Below are 19,552 nucleotides of genomic sequence, written 5' to 3' on the forward strand. Positions count from 1 at the left end.
CATCTCTGCGGCCAGCCGTTGAAAGTCTATGCCGCCATGATGTCGTCACCCCAGCAGCTTTGCCAAGTCTTCCGCCCGTAGATGGGTATAACGCTTCAGCATCTGCAAGGTTTTGTGCCCGGTAATGGCCGCCACCTGCATCGGATTGAGGCCCTTCTCAAAGAGGCGGCTGGTGGCCTCGTGGCGCAGGTCGTGGAAGGTCAGCCCGGTGATGCTGGCACGGCGGCAGGCTCGTACATAGGATTGATGTATCCCCTCGTAAGTAACCCCGAACACGCGCCCGTCCAGATTGCGCGGCAAGGCCTCCAGCGTCACCACCGCGCGACTGGAGAGGGGCACCGTGCGGGCCTCACCATTCTTCGTCTTGGGCAGGTGCGCCGTGCGCTTTTTCAGATCCACGTTTGACCATTGCAGGCCCGGCGTTTTTTGGGGACGGATTCCTGTTTCCGTATCCGCCGTACCGTAACTTTCCAGAATTTCTCCCGCCCGCATGGCCGTTTCGATGGCGAAGACGACTACGGGGCGTAGCCACGGGTTGCGGGCATCGCCGCATGCGGACAACAGCTTTTCCTCTTCGTTATCCACTAGACGGCGATCCCGCGCACCAGATTGTGCCGGCATTTTGATTTGCAGGCACGGATTTCCATGTGCGAGTGGGATTCCCCATTCTTTTATAGCATGAGTAATGACGCGGGAGAGGAGGGCAATTTCATGTCGTACCGTCTGACTGGTCAGTGTGCGGCCCGTTTTTTTGCTGACGGACTTGATCCGTCTGTCCCGATACAGCGCCAGTTTTTCCGGCGACAAGGCCGCCAACGACAATTTACCGAGCTCGGATGCGGTCAGGATACGGATGACGGAACTTGGCCCCTGTCTGCTCTTTTTTTCAGGCAGTATCTCCCGTGCATAGCGATCCAGCAGGTCGGCGACGCTCGTGGCCTCTGCACGGCTTCGATCCCGCCAGACGCCCCTATCCATTTCCGATTCGATGGTTCGCGCCCAGGCTTCGGCATCGCGTTTTGCCCGGAAGGTCTTTGTCTGGCTGGGATACCCTTTTTTTCGAACGATGGCCTGCCAGCCAATCGTGATGCCGTCTTGGTCTTCCCGTGAATTTATGGTTGCCATGCTGCACCCTCGCTGCAATGAATCCGAAGTCTCGGTGCAGCATATTTGCAGCGTAAATTCAATAGACCAAAGAAGGTTGCCATGCATCGCTGGCATAGTATTGATTTTATTGGTGCCCCGAGCGCGAATCGAACGCGCGACCTACCGCTTAGGAGGCGGTTTTTACCACTTGAGATCATTGACTGTCAGCGCGCATATGACTGTTTACGTGCGGTATTTTGTCATCCGTCATCACCAGAAATAAGGTCATATAACACCCTGAGTGTGACAGGAGTGTGACAGATTGCGCCAAGATTCGGGGTTGGCATGGGCCAAAAAAACCGTTTGACCGGGCATGCGGAGTCTGATAGGATCCCATCTGTAGTTGCCAGTCTGGGGTAGGTCCCGGTAATTCGCAATTCAGACCTTCTCCGCACAGACGAAACGCTCCTTGGCAAGAGCTCTCTTCAACACTTTCTGGCGAACGAGCCAGTAAACTCACCCAAACTTTGCCGAAATTTACCCCATCGCACTGAATTTCGGATTCTTGTAGCACAAAAAATTTGTTATTCGCAAATGTCGTTATTTGTTATTTATTTAACGGACATTATACTAAAAAGGCCACATTCTTATGTGGCCTTTCGCACGTCCATTCTCCTTTTTTTAAGGTGCCGTTTAGGGGCGTACGCGGTTGCGGGGTGGGGCCCAATGCCGTCTTTTCAATTGCGGGAAAGGCGGCGCCTTAACTTTATGTTAAGGAGATTTTTGGCTATGAATAATACCCCGCTTCATCAAGTGACGCCAGACCTCGTAGTTTTTGCACCAAAATCTTATAAGAGTTTTGTGCGCGCTGAGATGGCTAATGCTGAACGCGAAAACCGTTGGTATAAACTCGATATCCGCGTTTCAGGTGTCGACAATGCTGACAATATCACTGCCTCAGCTGCATTGATCTGTGCTGATTTCACCCCAAAGCAAATCGCGCATATCTGCGATAAGTTGCCTGAAGATATTCCTATTTTCCTTCAAGGGGAAAACGGATTTTTCCTCGAGGTCGTCATTCTGGAGACCGGGAAACCGGTATTAATTCATCCACTTTCAGACGAATCGAAATATTTCCGGGGTGACTATGTGGACCAGGTCGATGATTTAATTTCGATTCTTCTGGAGGGGGTGGATCATGAGTAACGTGCAAGAATTACCCATGCATAAACCGGAAAAATTACCATTGCTGCAGGTTGCTTTGGCGGAGCAAGAGATGGTGGCAGAGAAGGCAATTAACCGCCTTAAAGAGCTGGGAATAACAACAGCAGCAAATTCAGGGCTGGAAATGCTGCTCGCTCTTCAAAAATGGCAGGAAGGCACTGAAAAAATGCTGAGTTCAGGCCTGCCGGACCTAGACAAAAGTTTAGGAGGTGGATTCGAAAAAGGGCAGTTGATCATTGTTGCGGCAAGGCCGAGCGCAGGCAAATCGATTCTTGCTATGAACATTGCTGAATCGCTGGCTACCGAGACGAGGTCATCACTTTTCCTGTCCTTGGAAATGTCGTCGGTTGCATTGCAGATGAGGCTTGCATGCAAAAACACGGGAATCAAACTAGAACGAATGAAAACCAAAGGTGAACTAAAAATGGAGGATTTTTCAAAAATATCAATCCATTTAATGGATCTACAAAAAAAGCGACTTTATTTGACAGAAAAAAGCAATATTTCGGTGGATGGTATCATTGAGCGCATTATTGCGCTTCAGGCGGTTGAGCCAGATCTAGGGATGGTTGCGATCGACTATCTGCAGTTGATAAGCACGTCTAAAAAATCCAATGCATCCAACCGTCAGGAAGAGGTTTCGCAGATAACCAGGCAACTGAAAATCGCCTCTCAGGAGTTACAGGTGCCCATATTACTGGCCTGCCAATTAAATCGCGGTACTGAGTCACGGACAGATAAACGGCCACAATTAGGCGACTTGCGGGAATCAGGCGCTATCGAACAGGATGCAGACATTGTGCTAGGCATTTACCGGGAGGAGCTGTATTACCGAGATAAGGAGGAGGTCAAGGGCATAGCCGAGATTTGCGTTTTGAAAAACCGTGATGGGGAGACCGGCTCGGCCATGATGAAATTTGATGGACCAGGATTTGCTTTCAGGAATTACGCGCCAGAAACATATGATCGATATTAGGAGAAAGACATGGATGATCAACAAATTGATTTGGCTTCGGTGGCGCTTGACATTGGCAAAAGACTTGCTTCACAGAGTGAGGCATCAGGAACAGTGAAGGAGGCTGAAAAGCCTCTTCAAACACATGAACCAAAGCCTACTGATACCAACACCAACACCAACACCAAAGGAAAAGGAAAGGTTTTAATGTGGCCGCTGGAAGTGGCGGTTCAGCCCACCGAATTAAGCCGATGTGGGCTTATCCGGTTACTGCCAAAAACGAGACGGCGGATAGTAAAAAACGAATTGGTAGAGCACCGTTCAGATATAAAATTGTTTTTTACTGGAGAAGAGTTGAATGTCCAGGATGAAACGGTATGGTTAGCCGTCCTTCGACTTTGTCGAGGAAAACCGCTTGGGGAACGCGTCCAGTTCACTTTTCCACAATTGCTTTCCGAGTTGAGGATGACGGATACTGGCGGAAAAAAAGGCAGCCGCCGCCTTATCCTTGCGCGGTTAGAAAGGCTCTCCATAGCACATATTAAAGTTGAGTTAAACCGAAAAAACAGTAAATCGTTAATCACCACCGGTCTAATGAAATTCGGGATAGAAGAAGAAACTGGGAAAATGTATGTGCGTTTAGATCCAGATGGTGCAATATTATTCGACAATCTGGCCTATCAAAACTGGGAGATTCGCCTGTCCCTAAAAAGTGATATCGCAGTGCGGATGCTGGACTACATTTGTGGGCACCAGGCCGGCAAACCCCATTCCCAGAAGGTCGAAAATCTTCGGCTGTGGTTCGGGTACGCGGGACGGACAGATAAATTCCGGACGGCCGCCTTGGCCGCGCTTAAAGAGTTGCAGGCTGCTGGGGTGGTCAGAGAGGCGGGAGGGGATAAGGTCGCGTTACGGTGGATCCGCAATTGACCCACCATCACCGGCCACACCAGATAAGCCCGGCACAGCAGCCGGGCTTTTTGCGCAGAAACGGGACATCGGCCAACGCAGAAACGGGACATTATAGCGCAGAAACGGGACACACAACCGCAGAAACGGGACATTATAGCGCAGAAACGGGACATTTAGTGCTCGCAACATTATGATTCATGAAGAGAAATTCGCCTTATAACAAGGAACATGTTTTCTAACATGTTCCTTGTAACAAAAATTTCGATTTCGACAAAGCACCCAGCCCCTGACGGGCTGGGTGCTTGCGCTTCGTGAGGCACCTGTGGCGGCCCAGCCCATACCCAGCAAAGAGAAAATCGTCATTGCCTGCTCCTGTCTTCGTAGGACACTGCTGGGGCGCCCCAAATTATCCGCCGAAGACTCATTGCTGGGAAGGCAAGCACCTGCTCCATACTTGCCCAGAGAGAAGCCCCAGCAAGGCCATTTGCTTGCCCTGTGGCGCGTTTTAATTGGTGTTGTGCCCTATACCCCCTACCGATACCCAGCAGAGGACAAGGAAAGGCCCTTGCCGTTGACCAGGTCCACCCCATTACTTCCATAGGCGGAAACTTTCTCGACCGGGAATAAGTTCGCTCGCATTCTTGAAAGCCACCCCTAGTGATTTGCCCTGCAGTAGGTGGAGACTCATGAACGACTGTAGGAACTGCGACGCTACTGCGCCGTGAACCGTGTGGTATGGAGCGATAAGTGTTCCGCAGAAAGGGAGTCTTGAGAAATCTCTCGCGAATGGATTTCTTCCTGTTTCGCAGCAGAGTGAAATAAACGTTTTCGGGCTAGCATGGTGGATGCCAAGACGCCGTTCAAATGATTTTGGTTTCCGTGCTCCACCTACGCCGAAATGTATCGCCTCTCTGGAGCCGTGCCCAACCAAGATAACGTGTGTGTACGCAGGATGATTTTTTCCCCACCACTCGCCAAGTTCGCCAATAGCCCGAATCTTGATGGATGTCATTTGATCGTCTGGAACAAGTAAGCGGCAGAATTGGAGAATGCTTTTGCTCAGAGGGGTGATAAGGCCTTCTTCTGATGCAAAATCCCCGATAGAAACTAGCGCAATTCCAAGATTTGTATGTATTTTGGAAGACGCAATTTTTTTCGACGATGAGCCGTCGGACAATTGAACACAAACAGATCTGTTTACTACCTCTGCAATTTTGCACCTTCGTATGGCATGTATGTCGCGGCCCCCATCAGGAAGGAGAATTGACGGTACATAAACCCATTGATCAAGTTTCAGATTAAAGGCCACAAGGGCTCCTTAGATGTAGATGGCCAATCGGGAAAGGGGAGAAGACCTCGCGATCTTACCCCTCCCACATCACCGTACATACGGGACCGTACACGGCGGTTCAATGAATAAATCCCTGTCATCCCGCGAGGGATGACAGGCCTAACCTGCTGAAGAACCTCGCTGGAAGGGCCAGCACTAGCGCCGGGGTTTTCGACATGTGCCACGGGGCGTCTTCAACATGACCGGCTCTTAGTCAGCGGAGAAAGGCCCCCGGATCCGACTCATAACTCATCAGATTGTTCATGGCACGACCGCTGAATGCTTTTGCCCGGGCGTTAGTTCCCGCAATAACTCTGGGTGATTATCCAGCAGTCGCAGGAGGTTCATCACTGCAGGCATGGGGGACGCCTCACCCCTCTCGTAACGGGAGAAGGCATTCCGACCGCCGCCGGTGATCTTGGCAGCCTCGGCCTGCGTAAGCCGCAACTTCCGGCGGATTCGACGGATGTCTTCCCTTTGTTTGGAACGTGCGCGATGGATAAGGTCGTCGTGCGCCACGGCATACCGCTTGCAACTTTCCTGGTCCAGTTCGCCTTCCCCGCAATTGGGGCAAAACCAGCCCTTGAGGCCCGTCAGGGTCACTGACTCACCGTCAAAACTCAATTTTTCGTGATAATCTTCGTTGCGTACCATTCCGTTATGCCCGCAACTCATGCATTGCCGTGTCATGGTCACTTCTCCTTAAACTGAATGACGGGAGCACGCCCGTCAGTAAAGCCTGTTACCTTGATGTATGCCGTCATCCCGGTCGAAAGCGTGGCGTGATACACGTCCTGCCAAAGCTTGTGGTCCTCGTTCGTGGTCATGCTTTTGTAAAAGCCCACATGGCTGAGTTCGCATACGATATTCACCATCTCTTCGGTGGTCAGCCCCATGGCTAACCCGTTCCTTCGTGCCACTAAGGTAAAGGACGCGATCCCAACCTCTCGTACGTTGTCCTGTATTTCAGTGAGACGGTAGTGGGGTTTGCGTTTTTCCATGGGAAGAATGATACCCTTAAAGGGTAATCCTGGCAACATGTGTCACGTGACGCGTCACGTGACAGGCACCTTAGCTTGTCACTGTATCTTGATGAATGACATCAGGAATAATCGCTTGACGCCCTGAGGATATCGCCTATAATTTGGGGTATGGATAAGCACGCGGACACCTCAATTTTTAGCCAGCCTCAATCATTGAGGCGGCTCCTGCCAGTTCTGGCGGGGAGTGCTGGTGTCCTCTTATCTGTGTTCATCCTGCATCCAGGCCAGCAGGGCGCTCCTCTGGGCCTCCTGTTGGCCGTGGCAGTCATGTTTGTTGCTGGCCTTGGGTTGATCCAGCAGGCGGCAGGCTGGTTGGATTCATTCCTGGTTAGACTGGTTCGTGGCATGCTCCATGGCGCGGCGTGCCGCTTTGTTCACCGCCCTAGGCCACGCTCCTTGCGCTGGCTGACCGCCATCGCCGCCCTGCAAATCCCCTCAAATTCTCTAAGTATTGCATTTTCCCAGCCTAAAAACGCCCAAGCTCCGAACATTTTCGCCGCATAAATTTTGTTTATTGCGGTGAATTTCGGCGATCTCGTAATACACAAAAATGGCGGTAATTCATGTAACTAATAGCCGATTCCGTTTCAATCATTAAGGAATCGATATCATGAACAATCTGCAAAAAAACCTTCTTGCTGCACTCCCTGGACACCTGCAAAACGAACAAAAAATCCGCGAAATCGCCAGCAAAAATGGTGTTTCTTTCGAGGAAGCCGTGTCTTTGGTTTTTATAAAAGACGCCGAACAGAAAGAAAAAAATGAATTGTGCAATAAAGATATTTTGGGCGGCATGATTCGTAGCCAAAAAGATCCAGTGGTCCGGCTTGCACAAACATATGCACTCACAATTCGAGAATCGGAAACCATAATAAACTCGCAACTAGCGCGTTTAGAGCGTGCCACAAGCGATGAATTGTATGCCGCCGGGTGTGCATTCCTCGCAGATAAAACCTTTAACTCGGCAAGGTCACAAATCCGCAGGGAAACGCAATCTCCGGTAAGAAAAGGCAGTTTTGTCTATTTAGATGAAGACGTTTGCGGGGATGCTGATGGATTTTCTCACCATGAAGTCATTTCTGATGAGCAAAACCCGGTCTTAGATTGGCTCGTCGCAGCCGAGTCGGTACAGGCTGAAATCGAAGAGCGGGAACTCGAAGTAATCAATTATCGGCATAGCGAAGCCGAACGATCAGAGCTAGAAAAAACCCCAGAAGACATTGCAAAAGCGTTGCACGTGACGCTGCGCCGGGGCCAACAAATCGCCAAACACATGCGCACAGCAGCCATAGCGCGCCAAGAAGCCGCGCAGGGGGGTGCAGGCCAAACAGAATTGTTCTAATGCATAAATACAACCTAATTTAGGAGATATTACAATGTCAATGATCAATGTTAAGCACCATGACGGCATTTCCGAATGTTATATGCCGTCAGAATTACTGCCAGAATCGGTAAGGATTATTATTGCTGAGGAGGCTGCACGGGATACACCAGTCGAGTGGGTTGAGCTGTCTGAAGTGCCGTTCGACGAGGCGATGAAAGCAGCTTTAATGAGTTGTAAGACTAAAGGAGGGTATTCAAATGAAACGAAGTAAGCAACAGAAGAAAGTAACGGATTTTGAGAGTATAGAGGGTGAGAGTCATGCTGCCATGCTGAAAAGACTTAAGAGGCATCTGGCAACAATCCGAGCTGAAAAGAAAAAGAAAGAGCGTGCGCCCTTTGTGGCGCAAATGGACTACATGGAAACTTTGATATGGCCCTACGATTGTCTGGACGACAGGGTGATTGCTGAACTAAAAAAGAATGGGAAAGATGAAGAAGGAGAGTGCCATGAATAACATTATGAGTTTCGAAGATCTTGAAGACGAAACGTCCGCAGTATTTTCAAGGCTATCACCCGCATGTTGAAGAGTATAGCAAACCGCTATAAGTGGGTATACCCCGCCTTATCCACAAGCTCCACAGCCTTATGGACGGCTCGTTACTACGTAACGACCAGCCAGCGCACGCGCCAGCTTGCCGACCACAACCCAGACGGTCGCCGGGGGTCCGGTTGGACCCCGCTTTGTTGTCTGGGCAAAAACCGTGGATTTTGTGGATAAGGCTGAGTGCCAATATGACTATGGCGATTTTTTTCGTTCCGTTTTTGCTATTGGCGCGAATCCGCGCATTGCTTCCCAGAAACCGAATAATGCTGGCTCGGTCTTCACCATTCAAGTGTTGAGATTAGCGCAAGCATTCACACTATTTAAGTGCTCACAATATTGCACTTACCCAATCTGCTCGCCGTCGCTCACGAATAACGAAAAAGCTGAATCCCGCTAACCCCCGCTCCACACGCATCCCAAAAACAGGAAAACACAAACACACTTTCGAATGACACGGTCCATGAATTTGCACAAAACTCCTGAACCAGTTGTTGTTAAAGAAGAGGTTTTGGGGGTCGGGCGGCAGGCCGCCCTAAAAGCATACAGACTACGCAGCTGCCGCTGGCCCTCGCTTCGCTCGAAAAGAACTGCAACAACAACAGCATAACCCACAATCGCTTGCGCGCTAAACATAGCTTGCGATAGCCCATAAATCCTTACATAACCACTTGAATGGAATTACACAAGCGGCACAAGTGGCGCTCCATAAAAACCCCTATTTTCACCGCACAAAAATGATACCGTAGATTTCCATTTCGCTTCTCCATGAAGTATATTACCCACACAGGAGCGATACCAATGCGGCATATAACCATCTCTCTCACTGACGCTGACTATCAATCGCTGGCTGATACTGCCCAGAAAGTTGGGACGACGCCAACAACGATGGCCCGAGCTTTTGTACTCGCTGAAATGACCGGCATAAACCCCGCCACTCTGTCCAAAATGGAACGCCGGTCAACTGCTTTTTCCGTCGCTATCCTTGAACGAATCTTAGGGCTCGCCGCCCGCCAGAACGGCATAACCGGAGATGAAGCCCGCATAGCCGCGCAGAGCGCCGCAGCACAAATAGCCCAAGAGATAGAGGTGAATTTGGAGACTGAGCATGATTAATATTGGCGCAATAACATCACCAGTCGGCGCTGCAAATTATTATACCTCAACTGATTCTTCCGTAAGCCAGGAAGCGGTGGGTGCGTATTACACAAACCAAAACCAGATTGCCAGCACATGGCAAGGCGCAGGCGCGGACCTGGCCGGCCTTGAAGGAAAAGCCGTAACCAAGGAAGCCATTCAGAAGATTCTTGAAGGTAAGGTTCAGCAGATAGGCAAGGATGGCCTTATTGAAGAAAAGCAATTGGGACGCACAGTAAAAGACGAAAACGGCAATAGCGTTATTGAACACCGAGCAGGTTTTGACTTGACGTTTTCATCCCCAAAGTCTGTGTCAATTGAATCCGAGGTCTGGGGAAAAACCGATGTCCGCGACGCCCATGAAGCGGCAATTAAAACCGCTATGGGTTTCCTTGAAGAAAAAGCAGCATTGACCAGAATGTCAACCGGAGCCAAGGATGAAAACGGAAAGGCAATTACAGAAATTGTTAAAACCGGAAACTTAACGTTTGCCAGTTTCCAGCACGCAACATCAAGAGAAGGCGACCCACAAACACACACGCATGTACTTGTGGCGAATGTCACATATGGCGCTGATGGAAAAGCACGAAGCTTGGAAAGCAAAGGCATCTTTCAATGGCGGGCAACAGCTGACCAAGTGTATAAAAATGAACTTGCGCGCGGTCTGGAAAAGCTTGGGTATCAAGTCGAGTGGGACCAGAAAGGATCATTTGAGATTGCCGGGTATTCTAAAGAAAATCTGGATATTTTCTCAAAACGATCCGAGCAGGTTGACGCCGCGCTAAAAGAAAAAGGCATGGCCAAGGCCACAGCAAGCGCAGAGGCGAGGCAAACAGCCGTGTTTGCAACCCGCAAAGATAAGGCCACCGGTCATTCTGAAAGAGCAGAAGACCACCGCCCAGGTTGGCAGACCGAAGCAAAAGAAAATGGAATAGCACCAGCCGCCCGTGATGGATACTCCAAAGAGAATGTGGCGGAATATCGCGAAGCGCAGGACCATCGATTCCAAAACCAGCAAGGCCACCAGGATAATATTGCCGAAAACAGAGAAGAAAAACACCAACAACAAGATGAACACGTAGATCAAAACCAGCGCACCGAAGACCAAAAATGGCGCGGAGCAGGGCAAAGAATCAATGAATTTTCGCCACCGCCCCGCCAGGAACAGCGTTGGTCTAATGGAATACAGGCCAGAGCCCAAGACGATAAAATCCACCATAATCAGGGCACCGAGTGGACCCAGAAAGGCCGTGCATCTGGTGCTCCAAGGCTTAACCTTGGCTCAAACAGAATCGGACAATCACCGAACCAACTTGCAGTACCTACAGTAAAATCCGGCAAGTTTGAAACCGGAAGGAAAATCTATGCAACCATGCAAATATTTGGTGAAATGAAAGGCATGAGCCGTGACGCTAAAGACGTTTTACTAGCCAAAGCCGCACTGGAAACACATCAAAAAATCTGGTTTAAACCGAACAACGAAAAGTTAAATGAGTTAGGCAAAAACCCAACAGTCGCTGTCAATTATGATTCAACAGGAAATCGTTATTATACAACTAAAGATGGAAAAACGTTTAGGGATGACCTGTACCGAAAACAGACCAGCATGCAATCTTCCAACTGGAAACATTTAGGACTCACAAAGTCTGATTACAATGTAACCAATAAGGGCGTTTTCAAGAGCGGAGGCACGCTGAAATCAGAATTATTTGGACATGTCGGAAGCAAAACCCGCCAGAACATTGCCGGAAAAATGCACAAAGGGATCGCCTCAGCCAGAAAAGGTTATTTTAAGAAGGAACATGGTGCGTTCCGTGCGCACGATAAAGCTTTATACCATCGTGGTGTGGCATGGGCTGAAAAGAAAGCAAGCGGAGCGGTATTAAATGGAGGTCATGACTGGAAAAAAGTCGGTACATTTACCGAATTATATGTGCGGGCCCGCACGTCAATATCTACCATGAAAGCCAAGGCCGCCGCCCTGAAGGACATAAAAGAGAAAGCGGCCGGTAATGTTTCCACCAAATCCCAAACAGAAAATGAACGTAGCACTATAAAAGCTGATAAAAATGGTGGGAATGCCACCCAGGGCACATCAAATAACGATAGCAATTCATCATCCCATCAACAAGCTGCTGTCCTGCTGAACCCGAACAAGCCTGGCACAGCGTCGGCGTCCACGCCAACCCCTGTCAATGATCCCAAAGCAAAACTCCTGGCAGAACCACGTAATAACGAGCAACCAAAGACGAGCGACGTAAGCACAATATCCATCAATGGTGAAAAAAAACTGTCCCAAGCCGACGTCGCCGTCCAGAAAGCCATTGCCCACATAACAGAGAACGAATTTAGATTCACAGAAAAAGAGCTCTGGAAGCAAGTCGCCAGATACTCAGAAGGAAATGTGTCATTTTCAGCGTTGCAGAAAGGCATAGATCGAGCCATTAAAAACGGTACCATCATTGATCGCAAAGCCCAGGACCCGAACCAGGCGGCACACGTTGGCATCTTGGGCCAAGTTTTCACAACAAAAGAAGCAATGGCCCAAGAAAAATCCATGGCACAGTCTTTAGTGAATGGACGTAGTTCACACCAGGCGGTCATGACTAAAGAGGAATTCGATAAGGCGCTCACCACATTTGAAAAAGAAAAGGGATTCAACCTATCCGAAGAGCAAAAAACCGCTGCATCAATGATACTGACCAAAAACGATCAATTTTCTGGCGTCCAGGGATTAGCGGGGACAGGCAAAACAACCCTGCTGGAATTTGTCCGCGTTGCAGCCGAATCAGCTGGCTGGAAAGTAGAAGGCTTTGCAACAGGTGCTGCCCAGGCTGAAAAGTTGCAAGAGGAAAGCGGCATCCAGTCAACGACCACTGCCCGTTTTTTACTCGATAACCAAAAAGAAAGCGCCGGAAATAGCGAAGGCCATCAGAAAACCCTCAGAATAATGGATGAGGCAAGTTTGGCCGGACAAAAGCAATTTAACCAAGTGATTAATGTAAATGAGCAACAGGACTCTAAAGTCATCTTTCTGGGTGATAAGTTGCAACACCAAAGCGTTGACGCCGGGACAGCCTTTGGAACGGCACAAAAATACATGCCAATGTCGAGTTTGGCAGATATTCGACGCCAAACCTCAGATCAAGCGAAGAGCGCAGTATCATTAATGCTTGGCATAATGAACTGCAAAGAGGTAAACGAGGCTTTTGGGCTGGCAACCACCCTGCTTGAGAAGGTAGGTGTTGCAAATAGCTTCAACGTTGACGCAGTGCGCGATAAGTGGGGAAAGGATAAGCCAAAAGACGGTCCATTACTCGATCAAATGAAAGCGGAGTTGTCCGAAGCCCACACAAAAGATAACATAGCGTTGGTTAATGAGATAGCTAAAGATTACGCTAGCCAGACCCCGGAAGAACGCGATAAGACGCTAATCGTAAGCGCCACCCGCGTAGACCGTGCTGCCATAAATGATGCCGTCCGCGACGAATTGAAAGCCCAGGGCCTTCTACAGAATGGTCAAAAATTTACTACGCTGCAATCTGCTGACATGACAAAGGAGGAATCGTTAAAGGCGTCCAGTTATGAGAAGGGCGACATTCTAAAATTCACCGCAGAAATAAAGTCGCTTGATATCCAGAAGGGTGAAGAGGTTAGGGTGATTGGCAAAGGCCAGCGCATGGCTAATTCGCTGTTGGTAGAAACAAAGGATGGCCGCAAGCTTGAGATTAATCTATCAAAAATAAAGGGCTTCGAGGCATATAAAGAGACGGTTAAAGAGTACGCCGTGGGTGATAAGGTGTTCTTTACTAAGAACGATAAGGAATCCGGACTAAAAAACGGGTATGGCGGGGAAATCACTAAAATAGACAAAAACATGATGACAGTAAAATTACAGAATGGCCGTGAGGTAGTCGTGGACACCGATAAATACAAGCACATAGACCATAGATACGCCATGACCTCCCACGCTTCTCAAGGTCAAACGGTCCACCGCGTTTTTATCCACCATAACGTCGATGCTGGTAGGCATGGACAGCGGGAAATGTATGTGAATATAACCAGAGAACGCGAAGAAGCGCGGATATACCATAATGATTCTGAGCGAACCATTAAACAAATTACAGTAGCATCCTCAAAAACCACTGCACATGATACTAATTCTCGGTTTAAGGTTGAACCGCAGGTTAAGGTGGCAACCGTGGAGCCCGTTACCAATATCAAGTTGCCAGATAATAACTCTGTTTCTTCTTCAGATAAGGGATTGAAGAACGGCACAGCCACGGAAGTCCTAAAGCGGCTGATTGATAAAGGAGAATCCCGGAAAACAAACTTACGACCAACCCCCCAGGGGCAAGGCGCTGGAGCAAAGTCCGCCGCCGATAAGTCAAAGTCATCCACCACCCCTCCGCAGTCCAGACCGAATGACGGCGGATCCAAAGGATCCTCCAGCGGCTCATCCAAAGGCGCAGACGCCGGGCGGTAACCCCCCGTATCCGAATATGAGACGCTTCTGTCCCATATTCTGATCCATCTAGACCCCCCAGATTTTTCGATTTCGTTTCCCCCAGAAGAGTGTTGAGCACCACACTCTTCGGAGGATTTTTCATGAAAACGAAACGTTTAACCCTGCCTGCCCCAATCCTGATCATGGCCATGTGCATGGCTGCACAGGCAGTGCAACTTGCCCATGCCTACACCATCAACGGCCCACAGGTCGGCCGTGTTTTTATTCCCCGGTCGGGTCCACCCCTCGATGTGCCAATGGCACCCCCACAGCTTCATGGGCCGATTGTTGGGCGCTTCATCCCCAGCAACCCCATGAGCGGCGGATCTGTAGGCACGCCGCAAGTTCCTTTCATGGGGCCAGTAGAGCCACTGCAGCAGAAGCTTATCCCTCGGCCGCAAGCCAACCACCAGGGGCAGAAGTTTTTTAACTCCCCTCCAATTCACCTTCCCTTCCTCTGATATTGCATACGGGCCCACAAAAGGAGCTAACGAAATGTTCGGAGACCTCATCATTACCTCATTACTCCATAACCCAACAGAAGCAATAACCACACTGGTTTGCGGGGTGGCCGCCACCATCTTGCTTCGAAAGTTGCTTAAATACCTGGTCCTGGCTGGCGTTGGTTTCGCGGTATTCATGCTTCTGGGTCAGACACATTAATTCCTCACATTTTTTTAGGAGGCAACCATGAGTAAGTTGAAGCGTAAAAACATTCTGACAATAGCCCTTGCATGCGCACTTGTGACCTTTGCCAGTCAAGCTGTTGCCGGCAATATCGGCGGCATGTTCAAAGGCTCTCAAAATAGCGGTACCGGCATTGGCTCTACTACATTTGCCAGCGGGGAGGGGTGGTTAATGAGTTCAGGACGCCTGGCCCCCGGACCAATCGTAAGGGACTACCTGAAACATGCGCTTTACTCCCCGGACATGCCAAGGCCAACCCCGCAATATGATTGCGCCCGGTTTTCCACCCTGCAGGCATTGGAACCCTTTATTTATGGAGGCGATCCGTTTCTCTATGGCGGAGCAGATGGCAATGTGACGGAGCAGAGAAATGACGCTATTTGGATCCCTGAAATCGCCAGTCTGAGTATGACTAATCCACTAAGCCCAGCAGAGGAGTTGTTATTTTTTGGTGGGTTCCAAGGAGTCTTCCATGCACCGGACATCATTATCGCTGAGCAAGCTGGTATGCAAATGAAGCCTGCAATTGTCACTGAGTTGGTCCACCAAAATGGCTCTGCAATCGTTGGACAACCAGCAGGAATATCACCCGGCATGCCTCGCATGGATTCTGGATTATTTCGTGTGTACTGGATGAATCCAGACATGATAGGCATATTCACGAATTACAATACCTTTTTGCGTTTGCATGCAGCAGCAAACAACATCGCAGGGGAGCAGCAAAACAACGTCGCCGCCAACATTCCGTTTGGGACACCGTGGACCTCTTTGGGCGATTTTCTAAAAGAAGTCAGCAATATAATGACCGCGCGGTGGGCACCCATTCCAAGCTACATCATGCGAACCCCCGCGCATTATTTGCCGCCGGTGGGCACTTATAACCGCTTTACTTCTTCCCAATGTTCTTATCAGGCGACCCAATCTAAATACGTGTGCAAACAAATCGCCGCATGGGGTCAGAATGGCACGGTTAAATTGCCCTGGATGAATAGTGAAGACATGAGCCAAGTACAAAATATGGTGGAATCAAATCATCCTTCAGTGGTTTATGCCTGCTATACGATAAAGCCATATCGCCGCCATCGCTCATATGGAATGGACCAATTTTTAGGCGCAAGCCCCACATTTGGAAAGGTAAGTGGACCTGTTGGCAAGGTCATGGTGTATGGCGTATCCCCGCGCCTGGCACAGCGCATGATTTTGCGGGCGCACGCGAGCGGACCGGCTGCAGTAGCGCGATACGTGTTGAATAAACAGGTTGAAACCATGTACACCCAACCATTAAAACCCGGCAAATGGTTAATGGAACTCGTGCCGAATGGCGGATATTACCCGCCGACCTCGAATCCAAGCACCGGAGGATAACCATGCACATTAAAAAAGCAATCTTCTGCATTATTGTGGCGGCGTTGGCCGCTCCAATCCCCGCTTGGGCAATGCATAAATATAGCGCTGAGAGTGGTCAAGAGCATCGTCAGGAGCAAAGGCAGGAACAATCAAATGCCGCTAAATATTCACAAGCGGCAACCACTGTTTTGTTGCCCGGATTGATTGAGGTAGAGGAAGGCCATGCCCGCCTTGAATCAAAGCGGGTGACCGCACTGGTTAAAAAATGCAAGGTATTTTCCTCCACTCCTTTAGTGGGGTCAATAACCCCGTGGTGCTTTCCTGGCACGGGCTATCAACTGGACAGGCTGTTAATGTTGTCAACATTGGGAAGTATGGACAATCAATTGTTCTTTGGCGCGAGGACGTTAGGTTATGCGACGACAAACGAAAATGGCGGTATATGTCAGCGCGCGGGAAAACAGGATCCACATAGCAAGGATGCAGATAGTTATGGTCAAACCGTAGCAGTCCCCAGCAATATGGTACTAAAAACACGGTCTGGCCGGGCTATTTTGAGCGGCCCCCTGGGAATACGTGTCACAACTCCACAAATGGCCTCCGTGTGCTATTTGGTCGAGTCCAGAATACTGGCAAATGCTGAAACGTTGCTATCCAAAACCGGCCAGACGAAATTCACCGCAACCCAGGCAGCGAGCGCCTTATTCGAGGCTGGAAATATGCAAGCTTTCCAGCGTGCCATGGCAACATTAAGCCCCATGTTTCGAAAGCAATCTGGCAATCAGAGATTTGCAGGCGACAATTGCGTGGTTGCCATAGACGCAACTCATGATTTCCATTGGACCTGTGCAGGTGTCCGATTTGACGGCCAAAACCGAACTGCAGTTAGAGGTGGCATGACCATATTGGACCCCTCAACAGTATGGGGAAGAAGCCTGAATATCGAGGTCAGCGGGTCCATTGCTCACTCCATATCTTCCTCCCGGTTCTCTAATTCCCGGTCAGCAAAAGAGGTGGCCATACGCTAAGAAAACCATTTCGTTTCGCGAGGAAGAGGATTATATGACACATAAACAGGAGAGTGATATGAGCAAGAAATCTGTATCCATGTTGGTTGTTTTGGCAATGAGTGCGGGGTTGGCGGGGTGTGCGACTTCCACCCCACAGCACTGGACAAAAAGTGAAGAAATGGGCAGGGATATGATTCGTGCCCAGGCGGCGGAGGACCATAAATTGTTGGAAAAACAGCGGAACATTGCCCAGCAGGCACAGTACGATGACCAAGCAGCAGTGGACCAAGCCGGATATTAATAGCCACTCATAAGGAGTACCAAGACGATGAAAAAGAAAGTAATGCTGCTGTTAATGGTCTGCACTACCGGTGCACTGGTCGGGTGCACTCCTACCTCCCCAAGTTGGTACACCGCGCAGCACGTGACGGCAAAGCTGCAACAAATGCGAGCTGCGACCCGTATGGAATTATACCGGAACAGCATCCAGGACCTGAATGGCGGGTCGTGGAATAACTTCAGCAATTAATAGGCAGTTCAAGGTCCGCTTTAAAAGCGGGCCAATCACCAAAGGAGAACAACCCATGAACACCGTTAAAATCGCCGTAATTATCGCCCTCACAGGGCTCCCCATCCTCGCCAGTGCGGGCACGATCCAGGCACCCATTTCTGTCTCAGCCATGGCCCAGGCCGGAGCGGTGACAGCCGCCCCGGGTATGTCAGGTTACGCGGTAAACCCTGCGGCCATAGGGTTCCTACATGGCTCAACATTTTCGGCCGACGCTTTCAATGTGAACCCGCAGTTTAAATATGCGTCTGGGGGCGGTGGTAACGCCTCAGTTTTGGCCGACGGCTTTATAACCCACCATTTCCATCAGTCTCCATGGTCCGTTGGCTTCTCAGTGACCATGCCAGATGTAATCAATGCCAAATGGCCGAGTATTATCCATGTGCCCCCACAACCACTGTATGGGCCAAACTTCACATTCCCTCCCATGAATCTGGCTGGTAACGCATCTGTCGTGGATTTTAGCCCAACCATAAGCTACCAGATTTTCCATAATCTCAGTGCTGGAATTGGGCTGGATTATTACCAAACTCTAGGCTCGGCATTTTCCAGCCCTTTGCCCGGCCCGACAGTTGGCATGCAGTCCGCGTGGGGGGCCGGGCATGGGATCGGGGGAACCTTTGGCCTCCAATATGTTATTGGAACCTGGCAATTTGGTGCCGACTATAAAACTGGGGCGAACGTAAAATTGTCGCGTAGCTCATTATTTATGGGGTTCTACATGCCTAACCAGATTAACATTCCTGGCAACTGGCAGGCTGGCATTGGGTACCAGGTGAAAAAATCGCTTCATTTAGAGGCGGATTTTACCCGCACCAATTGGTCCCAGTTCTGGCTGCTAACTGTTCCCCGCATGAATTACCAAAACAGTGATTCGTATGCTCTAGGAGTGCGCTGGAGCACCGCCACCCCCACCATTGGTTCCCCGTCCCCCTGGACAGAAACCGTTCTCAAGTGGCTTCCTGATCCTTACTTGCCAAGCATTCCGATCACGATAATGGGTGGATTTCGGCATAGTACCAACCCCGCTACGCAAGCAACAGACGCGATCGATTCCTTTCAATTTGGGGGAAACACCGCCTCGCTGGGGATCTCCTTTAAGTTGTCTCATTGGAGGGCAACCGTGGGTGGAGCATACCAGTTACCCACCACCGGTCCCTCCCAATCAAAATTCTTCGGGCCATCCGCGGGGGTCACCACCAGCAATATGCAGGTAGGCATATCACTAACCCGGCATTTCTGATTTCGTTTCGTTCCTCCCGGAAGTGGGTTGAGAGGTAAAGCACTCAACCCAGGAGAACCAACATGAAAACAAACGTGTCTATCCATCCAGCCAGACAGCAGGAAACGCCGTTCGGAAAACTCCTCATCGTCGACACCAATCAGGGTGACTATGGATTTTACCGTAAGATTTTCCGGAGGGTCGTTTTGATCAAAACCGGAACCAATTACTACATGATCACCGGTAAAAATGTTATTTCCGATTTTGGTGAGTTTGAGTACAACCACCATGCAGGACGCGGTTCAAGCTCCCGATTTGCGGCTGTTGAGAGATGGGCGAACAAGGCGTTTGAAAACGCTCTGACCGCATTGGAGAAGTAAAGCACATAAGGAGATATAACATGCAGATGAGTGTTTTCCGCCTCTGGCTATTATTACTCATCTGCTTTTCTTTGCAGGGGTGTTCATTGATTCCACGAATTCAAGCGATTGATCATACAAATGCGGTCGTTCGTTTCAAGGAAAATAATGCCCTTTCTTGTTACTGCACCCCAAACACTTTTGTTTGCACTAGCGGCATAAACCATCTTTACCCAATT

19 protein-coding genes are annotated in these 19,552 nt (G+C 49.7%); 15 read left to right on the top strand and 4 right to left on the bottom strand.

Features of this window, described 5'->3' with window-relative positions:
• Positions 1-45: 45 nt before the first annotated feature.
• Complete coding sequence (locus tag F6A13_RS03510) at positions 46-1,125, bottom strand: site-specific integrase (protein WP_113527165.1); 1,080 nt, start codon at positions 1,123-1,125, stop codon at positions 46-48.
• Between the two features lie 750 nt (positions 1,126-1,875).
• On the opposite strand from F6A13_RS03510, the gene F6A13_RS03515 reads away from it, so the two are divergent.
• Genes F6A13_RS03515 through trfA form a run of 3 tightly spaced genes read left to right on the top strand, consistent with a single transcriptional unit; the run spans position 1,876 to position 4,195 of the window.
• On the top strand, positions 1,876-2,292 hold the full coding sequence (locus F6A13_RS03515) for a hypothetical protein (RefSeq protein ID WP_151528064.1): 417 nt from the start codon (positions 1,876-1,878) through the stop codon (positions 2,290-2,292).
• Complete coding sequence (locus tag F6A13_RS03520; protein ID WP_151528065.1) at positions 2,285-3,286, top strand: replicative DNA helicase; 1,002 nt, start codon at positions 2,285-2,287, stop codon at positions 3,284-3,286. Before F6A13_RS03515 ends, F6A13_RS03520 begins: the two co-directional genes overlap by 8 nt.
• A gap of 9 nt (positions 3,287-3,295) precedes the next feature.
• Entirely contained in the window at positions 3,296-4,195 is a 900-nt protein-coding gene (gene trfA / locus F6A13_RS03525) for a plasmid replication initiator TrfA (RefSeq protein ID WP_151528066.1), read from the top strand.
• 571 nt (positions 4,196-4,766) lie between these two features.
• Here the strand turns inward: trfA and F6A13_RS15310 are convergent.
• From F6A13_RS15310 to F6A13_RS03535, 3 genes are all read right to left on the bottom strand, one after another.
• Positions 4,767-5,486: a hypothetical protein gene (locus F6A13_RS15310; RefSeq protein ID WP_192796482.1), complete on the bottom strand. Its 720-nt coding sequence runs from the start codon at positions 5,484-5,486 to the stop codon at positions 4,767-4,769.
• Between the two features lie 282 nt (positions 5,487-5,768).
• Positions 5,769-6,197, bottom strand: coding sequence for a type II toxin-antitoxin system MqsA family antitoxin (locus F6A13_RS03530; protein WP_151528067.1), 429 nt, complete (start codon positions 6,195-6,197; stop codon positions 5,769-5,771).
• Between the two features lie 2 nt (positions 6,198-6,199).
• Positions 6,200-6,508, bottom strand: coding sequence for a type II toxin-antitoxin system MqsR family toxin (locus F6A13_RS03535; protein WP_151528068.1), 309 nt, complete (start codon positions 6,506-6,508; stop codon positions 6,200-6,202).
• 652 nt (positions 6,509-7,160) lie between these two features.
• Here F6A13_RS03535 and F6A13_RS03540 point away from each other — a divergent pair.
• From F6A13_RS03540 to F6A13_RS03595, 12 genes are all read left to right on the top strand, one after another.
• A complete protein-coding gene (locus F6A13_RS03540; RefSeq protein WP_151528069.1) occupies positions 7,161-7,892 on the top strand; it encodes a hypothetical protein in 732 nt (243 codons plus the stop codon).
• Between the two features lie 34 nt (positions 7,893-7,926).
• Complete coding sequence (locus tag F6A13_RS03545) at positions 7,927-8,145, top strand: hypothetical protein (RefSeq protein WP_151528070.1); 219 nt, start codon at positions 7,927-7,929, stop codon at positions 8,143-8,145.
• Positions 8,132-8,389 carry a hypothetical protein gene (locus F6A13_RS03550; RefSeq protein ID WP_151528071.1) on the top strand — a complete coding sequence of 86 codons (258 nt, stop codon included), beginning with the start codon at positions 8,132-8,134 and terminating at the stop codon, positions 8,387-8,389. Before F6A13_RS03545 ends, F6A13_RS03550 begins: the two co-directional genes overlap by 14 nt.
• An 888-nt stretch (positions 8,390-9,277) precedes the next feature.
• Complete coding sequence (locus F6A13_RS03555; RefSeq protein ID WP_151528072.1) at positions 9,278-9,592, top strand: helix-turn-helix domain-containing protein; 315 nt, start codon at positions 9,278-9,280, stop codon at positions 9,590-9,592.
• Positions 9,585-14,099: a MobF family relaxase gene (gene mobF, locus F6A13_RS03560; protein WP_151528073.1), complete on the top strand. Its 4,515-nt coding sequence runs from the start codon at positions 9,585-9,587 to the stop codon at positions 14,097-14,099. The genes F6A13_RS03555 and mobF overlap by 8 nt, the downstream gene beginning before the upstream one ends.
• Positions 14,100-14,221: 122 nt before the next feature.
• Complete coding sequence (locus F6A13_RS03565) at positions 14,222-14,581, top strand: hypothetical protein (protein WP_151528074.1); 360 nt, start codon at positions 14,222-14,224, stop codon at positions 14,579-14,581.
• A gap of 229 nt (positions 14,582-14,810) precedes the next feature.
• Positions 14,811-16,172: a hypothetical protein gene (locus tag F6A13_RS03570; RefSeq protein ID WP_151528075.1), complete on the top strand. Its 1,362-nt coding sequence runs from the start codon at positions 14,811-14,813 to the stop codon at positions 16,170-16,172.
• A 2-nt stretch (positions 16,173-16,174) separates the two neighbouring features.
• Positions 16,175-17,182, top strand: coding sequence for a hypothetical protein (locus tag F6A13_RS03575; RefSeq protein WP_151528076.1), 1,008 nt, complete (start codon positions 16,175-16,177; stop codon positions 17,180-17,182).
• Positions 17,183-17,216: 34 nt separating this feature from the next.
• Positions 17,217-17,465 (top strand): hypothetical protein, encoded by a 249-nt coding sequence (locus tag F6A13_RS03580; RefSeq protein WP_151528077.1) that lies wholly within the window; start codon positions 17,217-17,219, stop codon positions 17,463-17,465.
• Between the two features lie 27 nt (positions 17,466-17,492).
• Entirely contained in the window at positions 17,493-17,693 is a 201-nt protein-coding gene (locus tag F6A13_RS03585) for a hypothetical protein (RefSeq protein ID WP_151528078.1), read from the top strand.
• 55 nt (positions 17,694-17,748) lie between these two features.
• Entirely contained in the window at positions 17,749-18,975 is a 1,227-nt protein-coding gene (locus F6A13_RS03590; RefSeq protein ID WP_151528079.1) for an OmpP1/FadL family transporter, read from the top strand.
• A 62-nt stretch (positions 18,976-19,037) separates the two neighbouring features.
• The gene (locus tag F6A13_RS03595) at positions 19,038-19,334 is read left to right on the top strand and encodes a hypothetical protein (RefSeq protein WP_151528080.1); all 297 of its coding nucleotides are present in this window, start codon (positions 19,038-19,040) and stop codon (positions 19,332-19,334) included.
• The last annotated feature ends 218 nt before the right edge of the window (positions 19,335-19,552 follow it).

The organism is Acidithiobacillus sp. 'AMD consortium' (genome assembly GCF_008926505.1).
Lineage (GTDB): Bacteria > Pseudomonadota > Gammaproteobacteria > Acidithiobacillales > Acidithiobacillaceae > Acidithiobacillus > Acidithiobacillus ferridurans.